The sequence below is a fragment of the Paenibacillus rhizoplanae genome, from assembly GCF_042684125.1.
GTDB lineage: Bacteria > Bacillota > Bacilli > Paenibacillales > Paenibacillaceae > Paenibacillus_AQ > Paenibacillus_AQ rhizoplanae.
The window spans coordinates 111309-130333 of sequence record NZ_JBHUKY010000019.1 but is presented as its reverse complement, the minus strand read 5'-3'; the positions used below and the strand labels follow the sequence as shown (position 1 = coordinate 130333).

The 19025-nt window shown below is 47.0% G+C and carries 18 protein-coding genes; 1 reads left to right on the top strand and 17 read right to left on the bottom strand.

Features of this window, described 5'->3' with window-relative positions:
* Positions 1–34 precede the first annotated feature (34 nt).
* From ACFSX3_RS08240 to ACFSX3_RS08215, 6 genes are all read right to left on the bottom strand, one after another.
* Positions 35–2626, bottom strand: a complete 2592-nt coding sequence (locus tag ACFSX3_RS08240) for an ABC transporter permease (protein ID WP_209987195.1) — start codon at positions 2624–2626, stop codon at positions 35–37.
* Entirely contained in the window at positions 2623–3306 is a 684-nt protein-coding gene (locus ACFSX3_RS08235; protein WP_076243716.1) for an ABC transporter ATP-binding protein, read from the bottom strand. Before ACFSX3_RS08235 ends, ACFSX3_RS08240 begins: the two co-directional genes overlap by 4 nt.
* A gap of 24 nt (positions 3307–3330) precedes the next feature.
* Positions 3331–4269: a VanZ family protein gene (locus tag ACFSX3_RS08230; RefSeq protein ID WP_173134456.1), complete on the bottom strand. Its 939-nt coding sequence runs from the start codon at positions 4267–4269 to the stop codon at positions 3331–3333.
* A 101-nt stretch (positions 4270–4370) separates the two neighbouring features.
* Positions 4371–5372: a sensor histidine kinase gene (locus tag ACFSX3_RS08225; RefSeq protein WP_209987198.1), complete on the bottom strand. Its 1002-nt coding sequence runs from the start codon at positions 5370–5372 to the stop codon at positions 4371–4373.
* Positions 5373–6056 (bottom strand): response regulator transcription factor, encoded by a 684-nt coding sequence (locus ACFSX3_RS08220; RefSeq protein ID WP_042141824.1) that lies wholly within the window; start codon positions 6054–6056, stop codon positions 5373–5375.
* Between the two features lie 50 nt (positions 6057–6106).
* A complete protein-coding gene (locus ACFSX3_RS08215; protein ID WP_209987201.1) occupies positions 6107–8350 on the bottom strand; it encodes a U32 family peptidase in 2244 nt (747 codons plus the stop codon).
* A 237-nt stretch (positions 8351–8587) separates the two neighbouring features.
* Here ACFSX3_RS08215 and ACFSX3_RS08210 point away from each other — a divergent pair, with 237 nt between their 5' ends.
* Positions 8588–9118 (top strand): SDR family NAD(P)-dependent oxidoreductase, encoded by a 531-nt coding sequence (locus tag ACFSX3_RS08210; RefSeq protein ID WP_379254324.1) that lies wholly within the window; start codon positions 8588–8590, stop codon positions 9116–9118.
* Positions 9119–9128: 10 nt separating this feature from the next.
* On the opposite strand, the gene csaA is transcribed toward ACFSX3_RS08210, so the two are convergent.
* The 11 genes from csaA to ACFSX3_RS08155 all read right to left on the bottom strand — a co-directional run bounded on the left by csaA (position 9129) and on the right by ACFSX3_RS08155 (position 18996).
* Entirely contained in the window at positions 9129–9461 is a 333-nt protein-coding gene (gene csaA, locus ACFSX3_RS08205) for a chaperone CsaA (protein WP_209987205.1), read from the bottom strand.
* A gap of 34 nt (positions 9462–9495) precedes the next feature.
* The gene (locus ACFSX3_RS08200; protein WP_209987209.1) at positions 9496–9819 is read right to left on the bottom strand and encodes a putative quinol monooxygenase; all 324 of its coding nucleotides are present in this window, start codon (positions 9817–9819) and stop codon (positions 9496–9498) included.
* A 22-nt stretch (positions 9820–9841) separates the two neighbouring features.
* The gene (locus ACFSX3_RS08195) at positions 9842–10693 is read right to left on the bottom strand and encodes an SDR family oxidoreductase (protein WP_209987212.1); all 852 of its coding nucleotides are present in this window, start codon (positions 10691–10693) and stop codon (positions 9842–9844) included.
* Between the two features lie 205 nt (positions 10694–10898).
* On the bottom strand, positions 10899–11492 hold the full coding sequence (locus tag ACFSX3_RS08190) for a TetR/AcrR family transcriptional regulator (protein WP_209987215.1): 594 nt from the start codon (positions 11490–11492) through the stop codon (positions 10899–10901).
* Positions 11493–11685: 193 nt separating this feature from the next.
* The gene (locus ACFSX3_RS08185; RefSeq protein WP_209987217.1) at positions 11686–12552 is read right to left on the bottom strand and encodes an SDR family oxidoreductase; all 867 of its coding nucleotides are present in this window, start codon (positions 12550–12552) and stop codon (positions 11686–11688) included.
* The gene (locus tag ACFSX3_RS08180) at positions 12549–13058 is read right to left on the bottom strand and encodes a hypothetical protein (RefSeq protein WP_209987220.1); all 510 of its coding nucleotides are present in this window, start codon (positions 13056–13058) and stop codon (positions 12549–12551) included. Before ACFSX3_RS08180 ends, ACFSX3_RS08185 begins: the two co-directional genes overlap by 4 nt.
* Before the next feature lie 127 nt (positions 13059–13185).
* Positions 13186–13734, bottom strand: a complete 549-nt coding sequence (locus ACFSX3_RS08175; protein ID WP_379254321.1) for a MarR family winged helix-turn-helix transcriptional regulator — start codon at positions 13732–13734, stop codon at positions 13186–13188.
* A gap of 56 nt (positions 13735–13790) precedes the next feature.
* Entirely contained in the window at positions 13791–15155 is a 1365-nt protein-coding gene (locus ACFSX3_RS08170) for an MATE family efflux transporter (RefSeq protein ID WP_209987224.1), read from the bottom strand.
* Between the two features lie 75 nt (positions 15156–15230).
* A complete protein-coding gene (locus ACFSX3_RS08165; protein ID WP_173134492.1) occupies positions 15231–15890 on the bottom strand; it encodes a dihydrofolate reductase family protein in 660 nt (219 codons plus the stop codon).
* Positions 15891–15911: 21 nt separating this feature from the next.
* On the bottom strand, positions 15912–17048 hold the full coding sequence (locus tag ACFSX3_RS08160) for a sugar ABC transporter substrate-binding protein (protein WP_209987227.1): 1137 nt from the start codon (positions 17046–17048) through the stop codon (positions 15912–15914).
* Between the two features lie 16 nt (positions 17049–17064).
* Positions 17065–18996, bottom strand: coding sequence for an alpha-amylase (locus ACFSX3_RS08155; RefSeq protein WP_209987230.1), 1932 nt, complete (start codon positions 18994–18996; stop codon positions 17065–17067).
* Positions 18997–19025: the final 29 nt, after the last annotated feature.

Below are 19025 nucleotides of genomic sequence, written 5' to 3'. Positions count from 1 at the left end.
CGTAATAACGGTCCGCAATCCCGCAATTCTAAAATCATATATTCTCTTGCTTTAAGGTATCAATAATATTCTCTTTTTTTACTTTAGCTCCGGAATAAACAACCGCAGAGCTGACAATGACAAATACACACACAATGACAGACAGAATGCTCATCCAGGGCAGGGTGAACCCATAGCTGAATTTGTTCGCAAATGCTTTATAGATCAGAACCATCACGGCGAAACTGACAGGAAGCCCATACAAGAGCGACTTGACCCCATAAAAAACACTCTCATAGTTCAGCATTTTTGCAAACGCCTTTGGCGTCGCGCCTACGGATTTCAGCATCGCAAATTCCCGTTTGCGAAGAGCCAGCCCTGTTGAGATCGTATTAAAGATGTTCGCAACGGAAATCGCAGAGATTAATACGATGAAACCGTAAGAAAAGACGTTCATCAGCAGAATCTGTTGTTCTTCTCTTATTCTGGATTGATATACATTGTAGACATTCAGATTGGTCTCATTCAACGCTTCAATTTCCTGCTGCGTTTTCACCGGTTCCGTGCTTTTCAAATGGAGATACATCGAAGCGTTAGCCAGCTCCTCGCCGTCTGCCAGCCGATTCATGACGCGTTCCGACACGATCATATTTAACCCGCCTACGCCTACCGGGCTCATCCCCATCGGTGCCTTATCCGTCAATGCGGCAACTCTCACTTTATTTGCCTTCGTTTCTTCCCCGCTCGCTTTAAAAAAACTCGTTAGCTCGATATGTTGTCCGATATTCGCATATATGGACTTCGTCTGAATATATTTCCCCGTATCTATATCTTTGTAATGAATCGTATCCATCACGATTGCGGCAGGATGATCCAGATCCGTAAGCTGTTCGTAATCTGCGTGGGCCGCTCTGGCATAGGCTTGCAGGCTCGAATCATTCAGTGCATAGAGCTTAATTTCGTAAGGGTATTTCCCGTCTTGCAGCATACTCTTATCCTGCTTAACCTTCTCTTGCAACTCGTCGGCGATGCTTGCTGCATCGACCCAAGCGTTCCTGACTAACTCATGACTGACGCTATATTCCGTGACGCCATCCAGAGATACAAGCGATTGCATCAACCGGTCATCTAGTTTTTCGCCATTACTGGACGACACTTCAATATCGTAATTGATGCCTTCCAGCGACAATGCCAGAGATTGTGTCAGGCCAGTCGTGAAAAACGATATCGTCAAAAACAAAACGATGCTGATGACCAGCGAAAAAAGAATAACATGATATCTTCGTTTGTTCCTTTTTAAGTTTTTCAGCCCGATTTCTGCTTCGATTCCGAAGAGCTTACGAATGATCTTCGACGTCTTCACTGCTTTGGCCGTAAGCTTTACGTCAGTGGTTTGGCGAATCGCGTCCATGGGAGATACCCTGGATGCTTTAACCGCCGGGAGATACGCCGAAACGAAAATCGTCAGCATCGAAACAAGACAAGTAATCAAGAGCAATAACGGCGTGACGATAAGCCTCAGCTTTTCACTAGTCCATAATGCCCCTTCAATCATTGTGTTCATGAACGAAAAGGTGATTCCGATTCCGGCAAGACCGCATAAGATGCCAATGGGAATGCTGATCAAACCAATGACGATACCTTCAAAAAATACGGAATTTCGCTTCTGCCTTTTCGTCGCCCCCACGCTCGCGAGCATCCCTAAATGGCGGGAACGTTCCGAGACGGATATCGCAAAAGCGTTATAGATGAGCCCAACCGAGCCAATTATAATGGCCCCCATAATGATTGCCGATAATGAGAACATCATGCTGGATGAGGCTCCGCTGCTGGACAAGCCATAATAACGAAGCAAATCGTTATTATATTGGACAGTGTCCATTTGGTTTTTCTCAGCCAGCTTCTCCGCATGTGCGAACAAGAACGGATTGACCTGCTGCAAGACCACCGACGCATCGACCCGATCGTCCCCCCCGATGATATGATCATCGACATAGCTAATGATCGTATAACCCGGGGCCCGGGCCGGTTCCGACACCGGAGGTTTAATGAAGCCTACCACCGTATAATCCCTAATTATGCTATGCTGTAATGTCTCGGTCAATGTGCCGTCTTTCCTGCGCAGCGGTTCCGTCTGATCCAGGGGATGATCGCCCCCTTGTTTGAATCGGTCGCCGACCCGAAGCGTTAGACGGTCGCCGATTTCGTACTTCACTTTGCCATTTGTTGTAACAGACTCGGAGATCACAACCTCCTTGTCCGTGTGCGGAAGACGCCCCTTGCTTATTTCAATCTGAAATTGTGTGAACCCTTGTACATCATATTCCTTAATGAACAAGTACGGCTTATTGGAATTTTGTCCCCCTTCTAATGGGGCATACCCAAGGTCTCTTGTGAGAGCAACCGTTTTAGTTGCATCATCGCCCTTTATCGCCGCAAGCTGTTCCTTGGTTATATCTTGATACTGAACATGCCACTCCCCTGTATCTGTGATCGTTTGTCTGATCATTAAATCCGCAAAGGAAAAAATAAGCGTAATGACAGCGGTCATCATGGATACCGAAATAATTACGCCAAGAATAGTCACAAGTGTTCGTCTCTTGTTCTGCTTCAGATGCCGGATGGTTAATGTATTGACAATATTCATCGCCTTATCACCTCGTCTTTGGCAATCCTCCCATCTTCAATTGAAATGATTCTGTCGGCTTGCAGGGCGATCCGTTCGTCATGCGTGATTACGAGCAGGGTCTGATGATAGGTCTTATTCAGCATTTTCAATAAATCGACGATCTCGCTGCTATTCCTGCTGTCCAGATTCCCGGTGGGTTCGTCGGCCAGCATGATCGCAGGATTGCCGATAATCGCCCTGCCAATCGAGACACGCTGCTGCTGTCCACCGGATAGCTGATTCGGCAGATGGTTTAATCGATGCTGCAAATTCAACGTATTCACAAGATCAGCCAATTGCTTTTGATCTACCTTTTGTTGATCCAGCAAGAGCGGCAGCGTAATATTCTCTTCCACCGTCAGGACGGGAAGCAGATTGAAAAACTGGTAGATCAGCCCGATTTGCCTGCGTCTGAAGATGGCCAGCTGCGTTTCGTCCAAGGTATACATATCCGTATCCTGAACATACACTTTCCCGCCAGTCGGTCGATCCACACCGCCCAGCATATGAAGGAGTGTCGATTTCCCCGATCCGGAAGGTCCGATAATTACGACGAATTCACCTTTTTGGACCGAAAAGGAAACATCATCAAGCGCCTTCACCGCCGATTCGCCTGTGCCGTATATTTTGGACAAATTTTCAATGGTTAAAATCTCCATTGCCATCCCTCCTTCCCGAGATGCTCAATTCCAGTTATATACCATCTCTCTATATCCAACATCCCAAAGGATTTCATTCCCCTCAATGGTTATCTTAAGCTCTTTAGCCCCGGTGAGATGAAGGATCCTATTGTCCGGCTCATGGAGCTGATCTTCTGCAGATACAGACAGGAGCTCATGCCCGTCAACGGTAACCTTAAGGCTGCCCTGAAAATCCTTATGATCAGGAATTCCATAATTCAATCTAAGATACAGATCACTCTTATTGCCTAGCGAATACGTATATGTTTCCTTCTTTTTGCCTTCGATGCCATACACATTATATTGGGGTGTCACGTCTTGACCGCCAATCTTAAGACTGTCCTGTTTGGTTCCCGTTACTCGATTTCCGGTACTATCTTCCCATTCGTTTATCGCTACAAAAGGGGCCAACTCTTTGGTGAACACTTGATCAACTACTCCGAAGACCCCCCATACGCCGAGCATTAACACAGCACTGGCAATTCCTGTAGCAGCGATATTTCTCCAGTAGTTTTTTGTACGGAAGCCAATCTTGTAGCCCCCGAATCCAATAGCAGCGCCCACTGAGTTCGTTATGACGTCGTTCGTGTCAAAGCTGCCGAGGAATGTTAGGGCCTGGATGGTCTCCACCACAAGAATGGACAGGATAAACCCTGTCATGAAGCGAACAAAGCTAGTGCGGTATAACAACGGAAACAGTATGCCAAAAGGTATGAAGGCTGCAAAGTTTCCAATACCCACCAAGTCCATCAGTGTCGGATGTAGAAGATCGGAAAGACCCGGCACCCTAAAAAAACCGTCCGGCAAAAAAATAAAGGTGTACTGACTGGTTTGATCTACCGTATCCGCTCTGCCGAAAGCAAAAAGCATAAAATAAAGAATAATCAGGGTGTAGCCTATCGTGATAATAAAAGTAATCTTGCGCTGCTGCTTCATTTGCATGGTTGTACCTCCATTGTTCATCTGATAAATATCATTTTAACTGTCCAAAATGACTTTACAGTGACGTTGGAGGTGACAGTTCAGTCACTTACGGAATGCTGTTAAATCACATGCTTATAAAATTTGATCCGAAACTCTGTGCCCCTCCCGCTGCCGCTCGTTACATCAATCACGCCGTTCTGGCTTGCAATGATGCTGTGAGCCATCGCAAGCCCTATACCGATACTTCCTTCATTAGCATTCTTTCCTTTATAAAAACGTTTGAATATATAAGGCAAATCCTCTTTCGGAATGCCCTCTCCGTTGTCAGCAATAACGATTTCCGTATATAGCACGTTGTCGGAAAATGTGATTGTAATCGCACCGCCCTCAGGTGTATGCTCCACTCCATTTTTCAAAATATTGATAACCGCTTCAGCAGTCCAACGGAAATCGCCGGCAAAAGAGACGTTGTCATCCCCTGTGATGGAAACGGTCTGTCCCTTAATATCCATCGGAATCATAACCGGCTCTAGTGCCTTTTGGATTAAGGTTCTCATGTGTATTCGATCTTTTTTGAACGGGATAGTTCCCGCTTCCATTTTCGCTAGCTTTAATAAGGATGAAACAAGCCAATCGATTCGTTCAAGCTGAATGCGAATATGATGGGTGAACTCCGTTCTTTTGAGTGAAGGCAGATCAGGGGCGCTTAACAGATCTGCCATGACTGTCATAGAGGTGATCGGTGTTTTAAGCTGATGTGAAATATCGGAGATGGCATCGGTCAGTTGAAGCTTATCCCGCTGCAATAGCGAACGATGCTCGGAGAGCATGCGTGTCACCTTGTAAATATCATTCTTTAAGATGCTAAGCTCACCTTCTTGATTATCACGAGGGTCAAGGGAGGCCTGGCCACTGCTAATCTCCCGCAAATAGACGGACAGCTTCTCTAGCTCGTAATATCTCCGTTTTGTGAATAATACAGCTGTGCCGGTAAGCAGCACGGATACAATAATAACCAGGGCTGCGGTGACAGACGAAATGAAAGCAGCAATGACGATCGCCGATAAGCTGATCGAACCCATGACGAGTAATAATATTTGATTTTCCCGATTGCGCAGCATCTAATCACCAACCTTATAGCCTAAACCGCGTACTGTTTTGATCAGAGCCGGCTGCTCTGGATTATCCTCCAGCTTTTCCCTTAGCCTTTTGATATAAACCGTTAACGTGTTGTCATTCACGAAGTCGCCGGCCACGTCCCAGATTTGCTCCAAGAGCTGATTCCTGGTGAGGACCTGTCCAACGTGGTTGCCAAAGATCAGCAATAAGCGGTATTCCAGGGCGGTTAGCGAAATTTCGGCACCGTTTTTATATACTTTGCCTTCCAGCGTATGGATGCGCACATTGTCAATGTCAATGACCGCTCCGGCATGGGACAGCTTCTGGTATCTCCGCAAGACGGACTTGATCCGGGAGAGAAGCTCGCGAACCCGAAAAGGTTTGGTAATGTAATCATCGGCTCCCATATCGAGTCCCATCACGACATTGACCTCATCATCAATCACTGTTAAGAAAATGACCGGGATATCCCGTCGTTCCTTCACCATCTTGCATAATTCATAGCCCGTTCCGTCTGGAAGCTGTAAATCGAACAGGCACAAAGTGAACTGATCAATGTCTTCGGCGAGCACCTTTCGGGCTGAAGCGGCATCATGGCAGAGAACGGTCCAATAACCCTCTTGCTGCAGCGAATATTCCAGTCCCGACGCGATCGTCTTATCATCTTCAACTAATAATATTTTCATCTGAAGATCTTCCTTATGGTTGATTTTAGAACATTTAATGAATTCCACGACTACACAATCTCTTTATTAAAATGTCCTCTTGTGTCTGTTTCCTGATTGAAGACAGCATTCTTCATTGAGCCATTTAATTTGCCTAAGGCCCTATGAATGACTTCCACAACCTGATCTTTAGATTCAATTGTGAAGTTTAACCGGAGCGCCTCGATTCCTTTGAGGTTTGGTAGCTCATCTAACAGATTAAGCGTCTTCCCATTAAGGAGAGTCGAGGTACAATCCTCATGGGAAAGGATAGGGAATGTTCCATGCTCATCTTTTAACTCATAGCTCTTCGTTTTGCAAATTCTGCATTGATTCATTTTTTTCATCGGACAATATTTGGTGAACATCAAAGGAGCCCTGCCATATACAACCATTTCCAGAGCAGGATAGCCATCATTTTCTTCAACATAGGCATTCATTAAATCTTCAATTTGGCTCTTATTCAATTCATAAGATAAAGTGACCCGTTTGGCACCTAATTTATATAATTCATAGCAGCTAGTGGCATTAATAACATTTAGAGAATAGTCCGTAACAAACGGGTTTGTTTCTCTATAGTGATGAATGCCGCCATATCCTCCGATCAGTAGCTGTCCTTCTTGTTCCTTATAATCATTCTGATTTCTTCTAACCACATTTTCGTAATAGATTTCCTTAATTCCACAGCTCACGCAAGCATCGTACTGTTCCTTAGTCGTTACAGAGGCCGTAAGGTATGGTTGTACAGGGGCAAAGCTTATTTTTTCTTTTGCTTCCACAGCCTTGGTTCTTTTCTGCTGGCTGTTAAGCTTTAAGTCATACAAGCCCAGTACAATATCTCTTCTTGCTGCATTTAACAGTTTAGCTGGAATAAATGCATTGCATTCCTCATAATCGACCTGATGAAGTTCAAATATCGTATCATTTAATCTGGAGAATTGCTTGATGACCTGGTCTTTGGTTGTTGGATTATTAATGGCTTCGCCCAGTATTTCCTCACTTTCATAGGAATAATTACAGCCTAAGCCCTCCGCCTCTATGACAAGCTTTGAACCTGGATATGCATATACTCTAATATCGAGGTTAAACCGCTTAAATTCTTTTTCCAGTGAGGCTTCTAATTCTTTATTATAGAAATAATCCTTCGTTTTATATACTACATCTCCCTTAGACATCTTTTCTTTAATTTTGATATAGCAGACATCATCTGCTGTGTTGATTAATTCGCCCTCTTTATTGTACAGTTTGGCAACCGTTAGATTAACATCTTCATTGTTGTGACTTATTCGAATGGTATCGTTCTGATTCAAAGGACGTGTAAGGGTTATTTCATACGTGTCTTTAATAACCTTGCTGATTGTTCCAATTTCATAACCAAAGTTATTAGGTTTTAAGATGTTTGTAATATTTCTCTTATCTTCGTGAAACAAATACCCTTTAGTAAATGTTCTATTGAATGTTTTTTTCAGATTTTCTTTGTCTTCTTCTGTTATTTTATGATCTAAGGCCATGCGATATTTGGATACAACGTTGGCAACATACGTAGGTGCCTTCATTCGGCCTTCTATTTTCAAAGAATCGACTTCATTTAAATCATGGATATAATCAATTGTGTTTAAGTCCTTAGTAGATAGAATATAGCTTTTCCCTAAAGATGTATCTGTTGTCTTATCAATCAGGTCGTATTCCTTACGGCATGAACCCACACATCTTCCGCGATTTGCGCATCGATTGCCGAGTAATCCTGACATTAGACAGTTTCCCGAATAAGATACACATAACGCACCGTGAACGAAAATTTCTAAAGGTATTTCAGCTATTCTTTTGATCTCTTTGACTGTTTCAACCTTGACCTCACGGGACAGAACCACTCTTTTCGCACCAAGTTCTTTGAATAATAAAGTTCCGTCTACATCGTCTATTCCCATCTGAGTGGAACAATGTGCTTCCATATCAACAAAGTTTTTAACGATATAATCGAAAGCCGTCAGGTCCTGGACGATAATGCCATCCACACCGATTTCATTTAATTTGTGGATCTGCTCTTTCATCTCTTCAACTTCGTTTTGGAACACGATGGTATTCATTGTAACATAGAGTTTAACGTCCCTCAGGTGCGCATACGTAACGGCCTCTTGTAACGTTTCTAGATCAAAATTAGATGAGTATGCACGTGCACCAAATTTTTGCATCCCTAAGTATACTGCATCACAACCATTAGATATTGCAGCTTTTAAAGCTTCCATATTTCCTGCTGGCGCTAATAATTCAGTCATAAATTATCCTTACCTCCTACTTCAATAACCGCTCAAATTCAGCACCATTAATCATAAAATAAGAACTACACCTAAGCTACGGCAAATAGCACAAACCAATGGTTTGCCTTATTGATTAATGTGAAGTAGACATTTGATCCTCTCTTGAACAACATATCCACGAAATTGTATTAGTTAATTTTTCATCCGCTTTGGGGGAATTCATCAAATCGCGCAGACATCGGCTTCAGCCTGAACATGCGGGAATCAAGCGCTGCAACTGGATGCAGACGAGCGGAAGCACTTATTCGACCAATTAATAACGCAGGCATTGGCACGCATGGCCGCTTTGAGGAGATTGATCCAGAGCGCGAGCAGGATGAAATTATGCTGAACACTGCGGCTCTTGTCGACCTGACGCATCATTTTCTGCCCGGTATGCTGGAACGCAAGGACGGAGTCATCGTCAACGTGGCTTCAATGGCCGCGTTTGCACCTTGCGCCTATTCGGCTGTCTACGGTGCAACCAAGGCTTTCGTATTATCTTTCTCCGAAGCGTTGTGGGCCGAAACCCGTGGTCGCGGTGTGCGCGTCCTTACCCTGTGCCCGGGTGCGACGGATACAGGCTTTTTCGATGCTGTCGGCAGCAGGGACATGGCGGCGGGTAGCGCATTGTCCACTCCGGAGAAAGTCGTTCAAGCCAGATTTCGCGGAATCGACAAAGGCAGCAGTTATATCGTCGACGGGCGAAATAATTACCTGGCCGCTTTAAGGCTGAGTCGCTTTTAGAGTCTTATTTTCACGCAATAGGAGTACCATTAGGTATTTCAGTATCCGGCTTTAATAGAATAACATCTCCTTTTTCCGGGACTCCTCCCAACACTAATACTTCCGATTTGAATCCTGCAATGCGCCGGGGAGGGAAGTTGACGATTCCTATAATTTGCTTTCCTACAATTTCATCAACTCTGTAACGCTTAGTTATTTGTGCACTTGAGGATTTCATCCCGATCTCCGGTCCAAAATCAATCTTAAGCTTGATCGCAGGGATCTTTGCTTCTTCAAAAAACTCCGCTTCCTTAATCGTTCCGACACGAATATCCAGTGCTGCAAAATCATCAATCGTTGCCAACGTTTTGCCTCCTCCACTAAAGACTTCAAGAATTTCACTGCGCTGGGCGGAAAGGCTGCAGGAGTCGAATCCCTTCCTCAATGGTTCCTTCCATCAGTTCTAAGAGCTGGGGCACCAGTTCCTGCATCCGGGGAGCGCTCAGGTGCCGATCGAGGGCATCCCGGTTTTCCCAGCGCTCGTAGATGATGAATGTGCCAGGCTGGCCTTCTAACTCATGAGCCTCGTAGTCAATGTTGCCGGGGTCGTTGCGCGACGGAGTGACAGCAGCAGTCATAAATGCCTTCATCTCGGCTTCTCTCCCTGCCTTAGCTCTCGCCTCCCAGAGTACAGTAACGTAACGGTTCTTTGTATCGTTCATGCTAATTCCTCCTAATTTATAGTTACTGCAATTTCATCTGGCTGCGGAGCATCCGGTCGAGGAGCTTGTCGGGGAGAATACGGACCAGTCGGGTCAGCAGTGCCGAATCGCGACCGGCCGTATAGCGGGTGCGTGGATTTCTGTCGTGGATTGCACGTGAAATCACTGCTGCCACCTTCTCAGGGCGGATACCGTCCTTTGCCCACGTTTCAGCCTGAGCCTTCACGGAGTCAAAAAGACGATCATGGCGCCGGTGCTGGTCCGGCGTCATTAACTTGGCCAGCCGCTCCGCTGTTGTAATTCCTTGCTCCGACAGGCCAGTGCTGACACCACCCGGGGTGATCATGATAACCTTGATCCCAAACGAGGACATCTCCCTCCGGAGACTGTCATTGATTGCTTCCATGGCAAACTTTGCTGCCGAATATATCCCGAAACCAGGCATAGAGATCTTGCCGCCAACAGAACCGATATTGACCACGCGCCCGCCGCTGTTCAGCAAGGCCGGGGTAAGCGCCTGAATAACCGCTACCTGTCCGATCACACTAACTTCGATTTGGCGGCGAAATTCATCGAGTGGAACCATCTCCAGAGGTGCATTAACGGCAATGCCGGCATTGTTGACCACTGCTCTCAAAGGCCGACCAAGCGGATCTTGCACCACCCTTTCGGCCAGTGCCTTTAGTGTCTCGATATTGGTAACATCGACGATCACCGGCTCGATATTTTCGCGTTTGATTTTGTCGGCGTCTTCCTGACGGCGAACCCCCGCCAAAACGTGAAATCCTTCAGCGGCGAGCTGCTCCGCGGTAGCCCTACCGATGCCGCTGGACGTACCTGTGACGACAACCAGTGCTTGAGTTTTGATTGGCATAGTAACCCTCCTAAATTTGATAAGATACAGACCACTGTATAGCACCGCTATAGGGTCATTGTAGCACCGCTATATCACATTGTCTATAGCGGTGCTATATTTTTTCTCTAAAGTATTGTGCTGCGGTCTGAACTAATGCTCGCACCCTCCAAACATAAAAAAATCGCCATCCTCCTGGAGGTCCAGGTTGGATAGGCGATCTTTCTTATGCCTCTTCTAGATTAGGCCTTTTCTTGAAATCTCCAGGCTCTGTCAAAATGATCTGCATTACGCTTTCCCGAATAAGTTCAACAACGTCGGGTTGGGGCGGGGGTGACTTACGAAACTGGGCCGTCACATACAGCCAAGCGGCCGTATTGGCGGAAGCCCAGACCAGATCAGCGGCTGCTTGAGCGGACACAGCCAGTTTGCCTTCGGCGGCGACTCTCTGAACATTTTGTACTAGGGCTTGGTGCGATTGATCTGCCGCCTCGATATGGGCGCCCTCAAGCAACCGCCCCATCATAGCCGCATAAATCCGGGGACGGGCAGCCGCAAAACGGACATAGTCATCCCATCCTTGACGAAGAGCCCTCTCTGGAATAGTCGACTCCACTGCGGTAATCTTACTTTCCAATAACTGTTTGAATGCTTCCACTATAGCTGCACTCAGGAGTCCATCGGCATTGCCGAAATGGTGGTAGAGTGTAGGGGCCGTAACCTGTGCGATCTTAGTTACGGCTCGCGTCGAAAATTGGGCTCCGCCCTCCTCTTCGAGTACCTTAAGAGCAGCTGCCAATATTTTGTCATAGGTTTTCATACCAGCATTATAGCAGTGCTATATGCAAATGTCCATGACAAAGGTTATCCGCTCCAAGTGTGCCGCTTGCTTCTCTGATATTTTAGTAATAGAATGATTAACAGTTCGTAGCTGCTAATCTCCCTTTTTGTAACCATCGTTGATACGTTATCCAAAAGGGTGTGATTTCACAACCCCGTGTCATTGACATCCACTACCGGAAATTCTCCACATACTCCTGCAGAAAAGCTTCCAGCTTGCGCGGCTCTCTGCCGAGCAGGCGCCTCACCGTGTCATTTGGACTTTCTGGAACCACCCTGGACATGGTTTGAATCTCCACAACGTGGTTCGCCAGCCAAGGAGGCATATGCCCATGCTCGATAAGATTACGGAGTAGTTCTTCGGGTTCCATATTGATGTAACTTATTGGCCGATGGAGCAGGGCGGACAGCCGGGCTGCGATCTGAGGATAGCTGAAAATCTCTGAACCCGTAAGCGTATATATTTGGCCTGTGACCTCAGGGTTAGTTAGAGCTTCTGCGGCAACGTCTGCGATATCGCGGCAGTCAATGAAGTTACACGGCGAATGGCCCATGGAGCCGAAGAAAACATTTTGGGTTGTAATCGTTGGTGCAAAGCGCATTAGGTTTTGCATGAATGCATACGGGCGCAACACGGTATGGGTGAGACCTGATTCCCTCAGCACTTGCTCGATTTCTTGATGCCAGCCCGCCACTGCTACTGGAGAGCTCTGCTCAAAGGCAGGGCTGGATATTTTCACGATGTGCTCGATTCCAGATTGGCCTGCAATCTGAATGATTGAAGTTTCCAATTCGATTTGTCTTGGACTGTTGGACATGGCGAGGAAAAGCTGGCTGGCACCTGTACATGCGCGGCGCAGCGATTCGGGGTCAGCAGCATCTGCCCATACGACCTCGATAGCTGATCGGCCCTTTTCTCCGATCTGCTTACGCAACTTCTCCGGCTCTCTGCTCAGAGCCCTGACGGGCACGCCAAGATCAGCCAAACGTTCCACCAGCGCACTGCCTATCGTACCTGTTGCTCCCACAATAACTATCATTTTTTTCTTCTCCTTTTGGATGTCAATTGGGTGGTAACGGCGAGACGCCACCGCCATGTCACTATCGTGCTTGCTATGAATCCGGACAACGGGAAATCGGTCCAGACGCGATCGGCCCAGGCCAAGTGATGGTCCGGCATCATAAGTTCCAGTACACCAGATGTCACCCATGCCGCGCATAGGCCATACAAGGACCCGGCTATTGCGAACCCTCCTACCACAACCAGGTGAGGTGCACCGGTGACCCATCGCATATGGCCCACCCGGCTGCGCAATATAAGGCCAATCATCAAGGCCATTAAGGCTGATGCACCGCCAATTGTGGTCAATGCTCCGATTTGAAGCCCCCTATCAGCAGTAACCAATCCCCCAATACCTGCCATGATGGCAGGAGCAGCATAGGCCATTACAACTTCACGCCATAGTGCAAAGGGCTTTTTTCTGGAACCCACCGTCTTGATACCGTAAGCATCATCTGGCGGATTCGGGTATTTCATCTGGTTCATTTCGTTGCCCCTTCCTTCTCTGAGATCATTCCGTCGAGTGCTTTCAGCGAAATATAATTAGGAACCTAACTATATAGGAGTAAAAAGAGGCTAGCATTACTAGCCCATTCTACTCATTACTGATGTTTCATTTTGGTTTCGAGCCTGGTTCGTCCATAAGGGCAGAGACGCCTTGCGTAACCCGGCCCAGCAAGTCGAGGAATACGCTGCGCTCGTCTATACTGAGTAAGCCCACCGTGGCCTCCAGCCAAGCGAAATGCTCAGGAGCCATTTCACGTAGCTTCTTCGCTCCTTCTTCCGTCAAAATAACCGATTTCTGGCGGCCATCTTTTGAGCTTAACCTTCTAGATACTAGGCCATCCCGTTCAAGAATGTCGATCAGACCAGTCACTGTAGCACGTGTAACGCCTAGATGCTCTGCTAATTGCGAAGGCAACTCTTCTCCCTCGTAATCTTCGAGATCTGCCAATACACGATATCGGCCTGTTGATAAGCCGAATCTGGAGAAATGAATCTCCGAGGCCTGACCAAGCTGGGCTCCCGCTGCCATTAGCCTAGACGCGACGAGTATAGCCTGTGCGTCTATGTCCAGGTTATAGCGATCAATCTGACGCTGGGATTGTACAAGGGAGGGAATAGCCTCCATGTCATTTATTTTTCTATTGTTGTTGTTCATACACATAGTATGGCACCTAATTACTTTTGTGTCAACCCGCATTGCAGTGTCGTCTGTTACATGGCCTTTTCAACCACATCATGAACTAGATTTCTTATCCACTTGCGGGAGTAAATCCGGGTGTATCCGAAGCCAAAGCGGACAACCTCCTCCAGGGAGATGACGAGATACACAAGGTACACAGGCTGGTTCCAGACATAGGACAACAGCAGCCCGGAGGGGACACCTATCAGCCACGTTGTGGTCGATTCCAAGGTGAACACGAACTTACTGTCCCCCCCGCTGTTTAGAATTCCGCCAGCTATAATCATATTGGACACCTTGACCCAAAGAAATCCAGCAAACACGATAACGATATACATACTCATTTGCTTAGCATCCTCGGAGATATTGAATGCAGAGACATACAGCTTCGAACCTGCCGCAATGATAACCCCGACAATCAGAGAGATAATGATGCCAAGGCGAATGAACCTTTTCGCGTGATCGAGTGCAAGTTCAGTTTCGTCCGCACCCAAACGGTTACCAACCATTACTCCTGCTGCACTGGCCAGTCCCGATAATAAGCCGATGCAAAGACCCTGCAGCGGGAAGGTAATAGTCATCGCAGTCATTTCCGTTGACCCCATACGGCTATAAATGATCGCATATACCGTTTCGCCCAATACCCAGATCAATTCAGTCAGTAGCAGCGGATAGGTCGTTCCAAAAAACTTGCGAATGAGCGGTTTAGGAATGATGAACAAGTTCTTTAACCCGACAGCTCCCGGTAAACGATATCGGTATACGGCACCAATGATCAACAAGCATTCTAAGATCCTGGAAATTAGGGTAGCAATGGCCGCGCCCTTCAGACCAAGCGCAGGAGCGCCGAAATGGCCGTATATAAGCACGTAATTCAGTATAATATTCAAACCCACTGAGATTAAACTTACATACATCGGCCATTTAGCATGGCCCGTACTGCGCAAAATCGCGGAATACATCATCGTGAGCATAACAGGCACAAAGCCGATCGACATGACCTGAAGGAAAATGTACCCCTCATCTATTACATTCACATCTGTAGTGAACAGGCTCAAAAAGAGCGGCGAATCCAGGAAGACAGCCGCAGAGAACAGGAAAGAGAACGTGAATCCGGCGATCAGCCCGAGACCCAGCACTTGGGAGACACTTTTGGAATCCTTGTTCCCCCAAAACTGGGCAGCGTAAATGGATACCCCCGTCGATAAACCGGCTAAGACAACCGCGATGATCCCGTATATTTTGGTAGATATCCCCACCGAGGCAATGGCCACATCTCCAAGCTGCCCGACCATCAATTGATCCGTCAAATTGAGCAGCGCCATCAGCAAGCTTTGAAGCGTAACGGGCACAGCGATTTTATACACACTTTTATAGAACTCTTTGTTCTCTGACATGATTCGTACATAACCCCCATATTCTAGATTTTCCCATTAATCCATAGCCATTGCAGTCTATGACTTAGTGTGAGCTCATATCACCTTTTTGTAGCGCATGAGTGTGTAATTATCGTTTGGCTGAATTTCTACAACCTTGAATTTCTTCGCAAAGCTCAATTGCTGATACCCGTCTCCATCCACTAAAGTAATGTTCGTGGAGCCGCCGATGATGATCGGGAGCTGCATTAGAATAATTTCATCGACGATATCCTGATTGAAAATATGCCAGTTCAAAAATCCGCCACCTTCGACCATGAGGCTGGTAATCCCGTAGTTTTCCTCTAACTGACGTTCAAGCTCCACAAAATCAACGGTATCCTTACCGCAGATGAGGCACTCCTTCCCTCTTTCCCGGATCTGCTTGATCTTATCTTCATCCCGTCCTTTCTCGGTCGTGACAATAATCGTCTTTCCCTGATCCGAAAGCACATTGCAGTCCATCGGAATGTCCAGGGTAGTCGTCGGTATGATACGGATTGGATTTTTGTTCTCCTCATACCGATTCGTAAGAAATGGATTGTCGGTCAGGATTGTATTTTTACCAACCATAATGCCCTGCACATTCCCCCGGAATAGATGGATGAATTCCATATCCTCACTGGAAAATAAAGAAAAAAGCTCTTTACTCGAATTCCCGGCCCCCATCGTGAGCTTTCCGTCGATTGAAATTTGGCTGAATATCGTTGTTTTCATTTCTCTTCTCCCCTTATCTGATTAGTTTTGTAATGCGCCCCAGGATGCCTGGAGGGTCTGTTCCATTTTTTTCAGAGCTTGTTCGGGATTGCTTAAAGGCAACTCGGTCAGACCCGCGTTGAGCGCCTCCCAGACATGGATCATGAAGGGGTAAGTCGGCATCGGCCGTGTGTGGTCTAAAAGCGACAAAATCATTCTTTTATTAGGTGCAGCAGTGGCACTTAGGCGGTGTAGCACCTGCTCCTGAGCCGGAATTCGCTGCACGCCCTGCGTCCACAGGGTTTGGCATTCGTCACTCAGCATAAAACGCGTGAATGACAAAATATCCTCCCGCTCCTCCGTGGTTAACGAAAAATTGGGGTAGATCAGGCCGATGGAAGAAGACATAGATAGCGATTGCTGGCCTTCTATGACTGGAAGCTGGCAAACCTCAAGCCTATCGTTCATATGCTTGTCCAGATGGTTGTAGATCCACTCCCCACAAATAATAGCGCCGATCTTACCGTCAATGAACTGCTCTAGCAGTCCTGTAGAACCGTCGAGACTGACGAGTACGCCCTGATCCATCTTGTCGCGGATGAACTCAAGCGCTTGCTTCATTTCAGGGCTGACGATATTCGGCTTTCCATTCTGTACAGGCCAGCCACCGAAAGCTGTAAGGAACGGAATAAACCAATAGCCCTGTTGTAGATCCGCCCCAATGGGTACGATTCCTTGGGCGGTTAACCTCTCTGCTGCCTCTTCAAACACGTCCCATGTCGCCGGTGCACTGGGGTAAATCTCCGGATTGTAATATAGAACCAGATGATTGCCCCGCAAGACCGGGATACCATACTGGACACCCTCCATTTGCATCGTGGAAAGGGCCTCCTCAGTCAGCACATCCTCAAACAACCCGCCCGGAACCTCGGAGTAAAGACCATTGTCGACATAGGAGGACATATCGGCAGGAACCATCGCCAGATGCGGACCTTGGCGGGTATGTTTGATTCGGTTCAAGCGCGCAGTCAGATCCGTAATGTTCATCACTTGTGGCGTAATTTGTACGCTGAAGCGCTCTGTATACAGCTTGCAAATCCCCTCCAGCACTTCAATCGAGGTATCTCCCGGACCGTCAAACTCATGCCATAGCACGATTTCCTTGTTGTTCTTTTCCATTCGCAGCCTCTCTCCCTTATCTACAATTGTTTACGAGCACTAGAGCCTGATTAGGCGCAAGCTGCAAGAAGTCGAACGCCTGACCTACGCTGCTACCCGTTAAAGAGCTATCCAGTGTTACAGTCATTGGGCATCGGCCGGGTACGGCCACGTTTAAATCGACTTGGCAGACAGCATCGGCACTCAAGTTAAAGCAGCACAGCATCGTCTCATCCCCTTGCATATACCCGTATATAGCAGTACCTTCCGGGGATTGAGCCACGAAAAAGTTCTCCGGCTTCACGAGGTGGTGCCAAGCTTCCTTAAATTCACTTAGCTCCGCCAGCAGCGGCAGCATGGGTGCAGGATTAGTCCAATTAATTTGCATGACATTAAAAAAAGCGCGGGAAATCTCCTCACCGTTCGTGTTGTCACCAAGGCCACAGTTGAGGGGCTGCTCCTCATTCATTTCATAGCCTGTTGTCACGTAAGGAATTGCGTTCGGAAGAAATTGATTAAATACTGCGATCATCCGGGCAACCCCGACACCGCCCCGGCTCGTGATCCGGGGAGTATCTGCCGTTTCTGCACAAGCAAACACATGAATATTCAACTCGGGCAGCTCCTCTAAGAATGAAACCAGGTTCTCCTTAGTAATCTCCGTCATCACGTTCCATCCGCTTCCAAGCATAATGTTGTAGCCCGTGTTCGCTGCCTTCCTGTGATTGCGGTTGAACAAGTCTTCACTGATCAGGAGCGCATTCGGATTCATCTCTTTAACCGTGTCAAAAATACGAGTCAACAACGGAATAGGAAGCACATGTCCGATGTCGATGCGGAAGCCGTCAATCCCATACTTTTCGAGATTAAAGCGTACTGCCTGCTCCAGAACGTCCCATAACTCCCAATTCGGCTCCTCTCCCGGGTAGTCATTGCATTTAATCGTATCAAAAAGGACATATGGTGCCTGACCCCTGCTGATAAGATGTCTCACTTGCGGAGAGAAATCTTTATAGAGGCGCAAGAACGTAATGTCTGTCCAAATCGGCTGCACATCATTAATCCAATCCGAATGCGCCGGAGAGGTTGTTATTCCCATCTCTTGCTCCACCAAAGTTAATAGCTCGTCTCCATGATTAGCAGCTCTTTCCTTCAACTGCTGCCAAAGGCTGGGATGAAGTTCATGGGGCGGCGGTGAGAACTTCCGCAGGAATGCTGCGGTCTCCTGGCTGTGATAGACCGTCTCCAAGTGGTCAGGTGTACACTCCTCAAAGAATCCAAGCTCAGGAATCGGCGGCGGCGCAAAGCCTTCTAATTCCTCAAGCTTGATCCAGTACACCCATTCGGGATGCTCAGTAATGAATGCACTGTTTCTCGCTGTTACACGAGGAATGAAATCGACAACCGTCTTGATATCAAGCAAATGACAAGCTTCTACCAAAGCGCTAAGCTCATCGTGGATGGTGAACTCTTCCATACCGTCCAACAAGCTGTCATGCAGGTTCTGGTCCAAGTGGAATAACGATTGCACAGCATAAGGTGACCCGATATCCCCCTTCAGATTTAACTTGCTATACTGGTTGACTGGAAGCATATACAGAATATTGACGCCCATTTTCTTTAACAGCGGCAGAAGAATAAGGAATCTTAGAAAAGTGCCCGATTCGACTGTTCCGTCATGGTTGTAATCCCAGGCCGTCGAATAACGAATTAACGCAGAATAGATCGTGCTTTCGTCTAAATTCGTGCGTTCCTTGAGCAAATACCTCCAGGAAAGCTTGTCTACATACCTCAAATGCTCTGTCAAAAAATCATACGGATGTACACATATTTCACCGTCTTTTTCGAAGAGAATAGGCTTATAGCTGCACTCATTCCACACTGCAGGTATCCAAATCGGCTCTACCTCTCTGGCCTTGTGCATAGACAAGTAATCCTGAACAAGTCTAAATTTGTCTTCATTGCCCATGAATAGATCCACCCCTCGCTAATTACAGC

Coding starts and splice junctions, on each gene's coding strand:
- ACFSX3_RS08195 (WP_209987212.1), bottom strand. CDS start 10,693: ATGCCAATCAAAACTCAAGCACTGGTTGTCGTCACAGGTACGTCCAGC.
- ACFSX3_RS08165 (WP_173134492.1), bottom strand. CDS start 15,890: ATGAAAACAACGATATTCAGCCAAATTTCAATCGACGGAAAGCTCACG.
- ACFSX3_RS08190 (WP_209987215.1), bottom strand. CDS start 11,492: ATGAAAACCTATGACAAAATATTGGCAGCTGCTCTTAAGGTACTCGAA.
- ACFSX3_RS08230 (WP_173134456.1), bottom strand. CDS start 4,269: ATGCAAATGAAGCAGCAGCGCAAGATTACTTTTATTATCACGATAGGC.
- ACFSX3_RS08160 (WP_209987227.1), bottom strand. CDS start 17,048: ATGGAAAAGAACAACAAGGAAATCGTGCTATGGCATGAGTTTGACGGT.
- ACFSX3_RS08235 (WP_076243716.1), bottom strand. CDS start 3,306: ATGGAGATTTTAACCATTGAAAATTTGTCCAAAATATACGGCACAGGC.
- ACFSX3_RS08200 (WP_209987209.1), bottom strand. CDS start 9,819: ATGAACGATACAAAGAACCGTTACGTTACTGTACTCTGGGAGGCGAGA.
- ACFSX3_RS08170 (WP_209987224.1), bottom strand. CDS start 15,155: ATGTCAGAGAACAAAGAGTTCTATAAAAGTGTGTATAAAATCGCTGTG.
- ACFSX3_RS08215 (WP_209987201.1), bottom strand. CDS start 8,350: ATGACTGAATTATTAGCGCCAGCAGGAAATATGGAAGCTTTAAAAGCT.
- ACFSX3_RS08175 (WP_379254321.1), bottom strand. CDS start 13,734: ATGAACAACAACAATAGAAAAATAAATGACATGGAGGCTATTCCCTCC.
- ACFSX3_RS08185 (WP_209987217.1), bottom strand. CDS start 12,552: ATGATAGTTATTGTGGGAGCAACAGGTACGATAGGCAGTGCGCTGGTG.
- ACFSX3_RS08225 (WP_209987198.1), bottom strand. CDS start 5,372: ATGCTGCGCAATCGGGAAAATCAAATATTATTACTCGTCATGGGTTCG.
- ACFSX3_RS08155 (WP_209987230.1), bottom strand. CDS start 18,996: ATGGGCAATGAAGACAAATTTAGACTTGTTCAGGATTACTTGTCTATG.
- ACFSX3_RS08240 (WP_209987195.1), bottom strand. CDS start 2,626: ATGAATATTGTCAATACATTAACCATCCGGCATCTGAAGCAGAACAAG.
- ACFSX3_RS08180 (WP_209987220.1), bottom strand. CDS start 13,058: ATGAACCAGATGAAATACCCGAATCCGCCAGATGATGCTTACGGTATC.
- ACFSX3_RS08210 (WP_379254324.1), top strand. CDS start 8,588: ATGCGGGAATCAAGCGCTGCAACTGGATGCAGACGAGCGGAAGCACTT.
- ACFSX3_RS08220 (WP_042141824.1), bottom strand. CDS start 6,056: ATGAAAATATTATTAGTTGAAGATGATAAGACGATCGCGTCGGGACTG.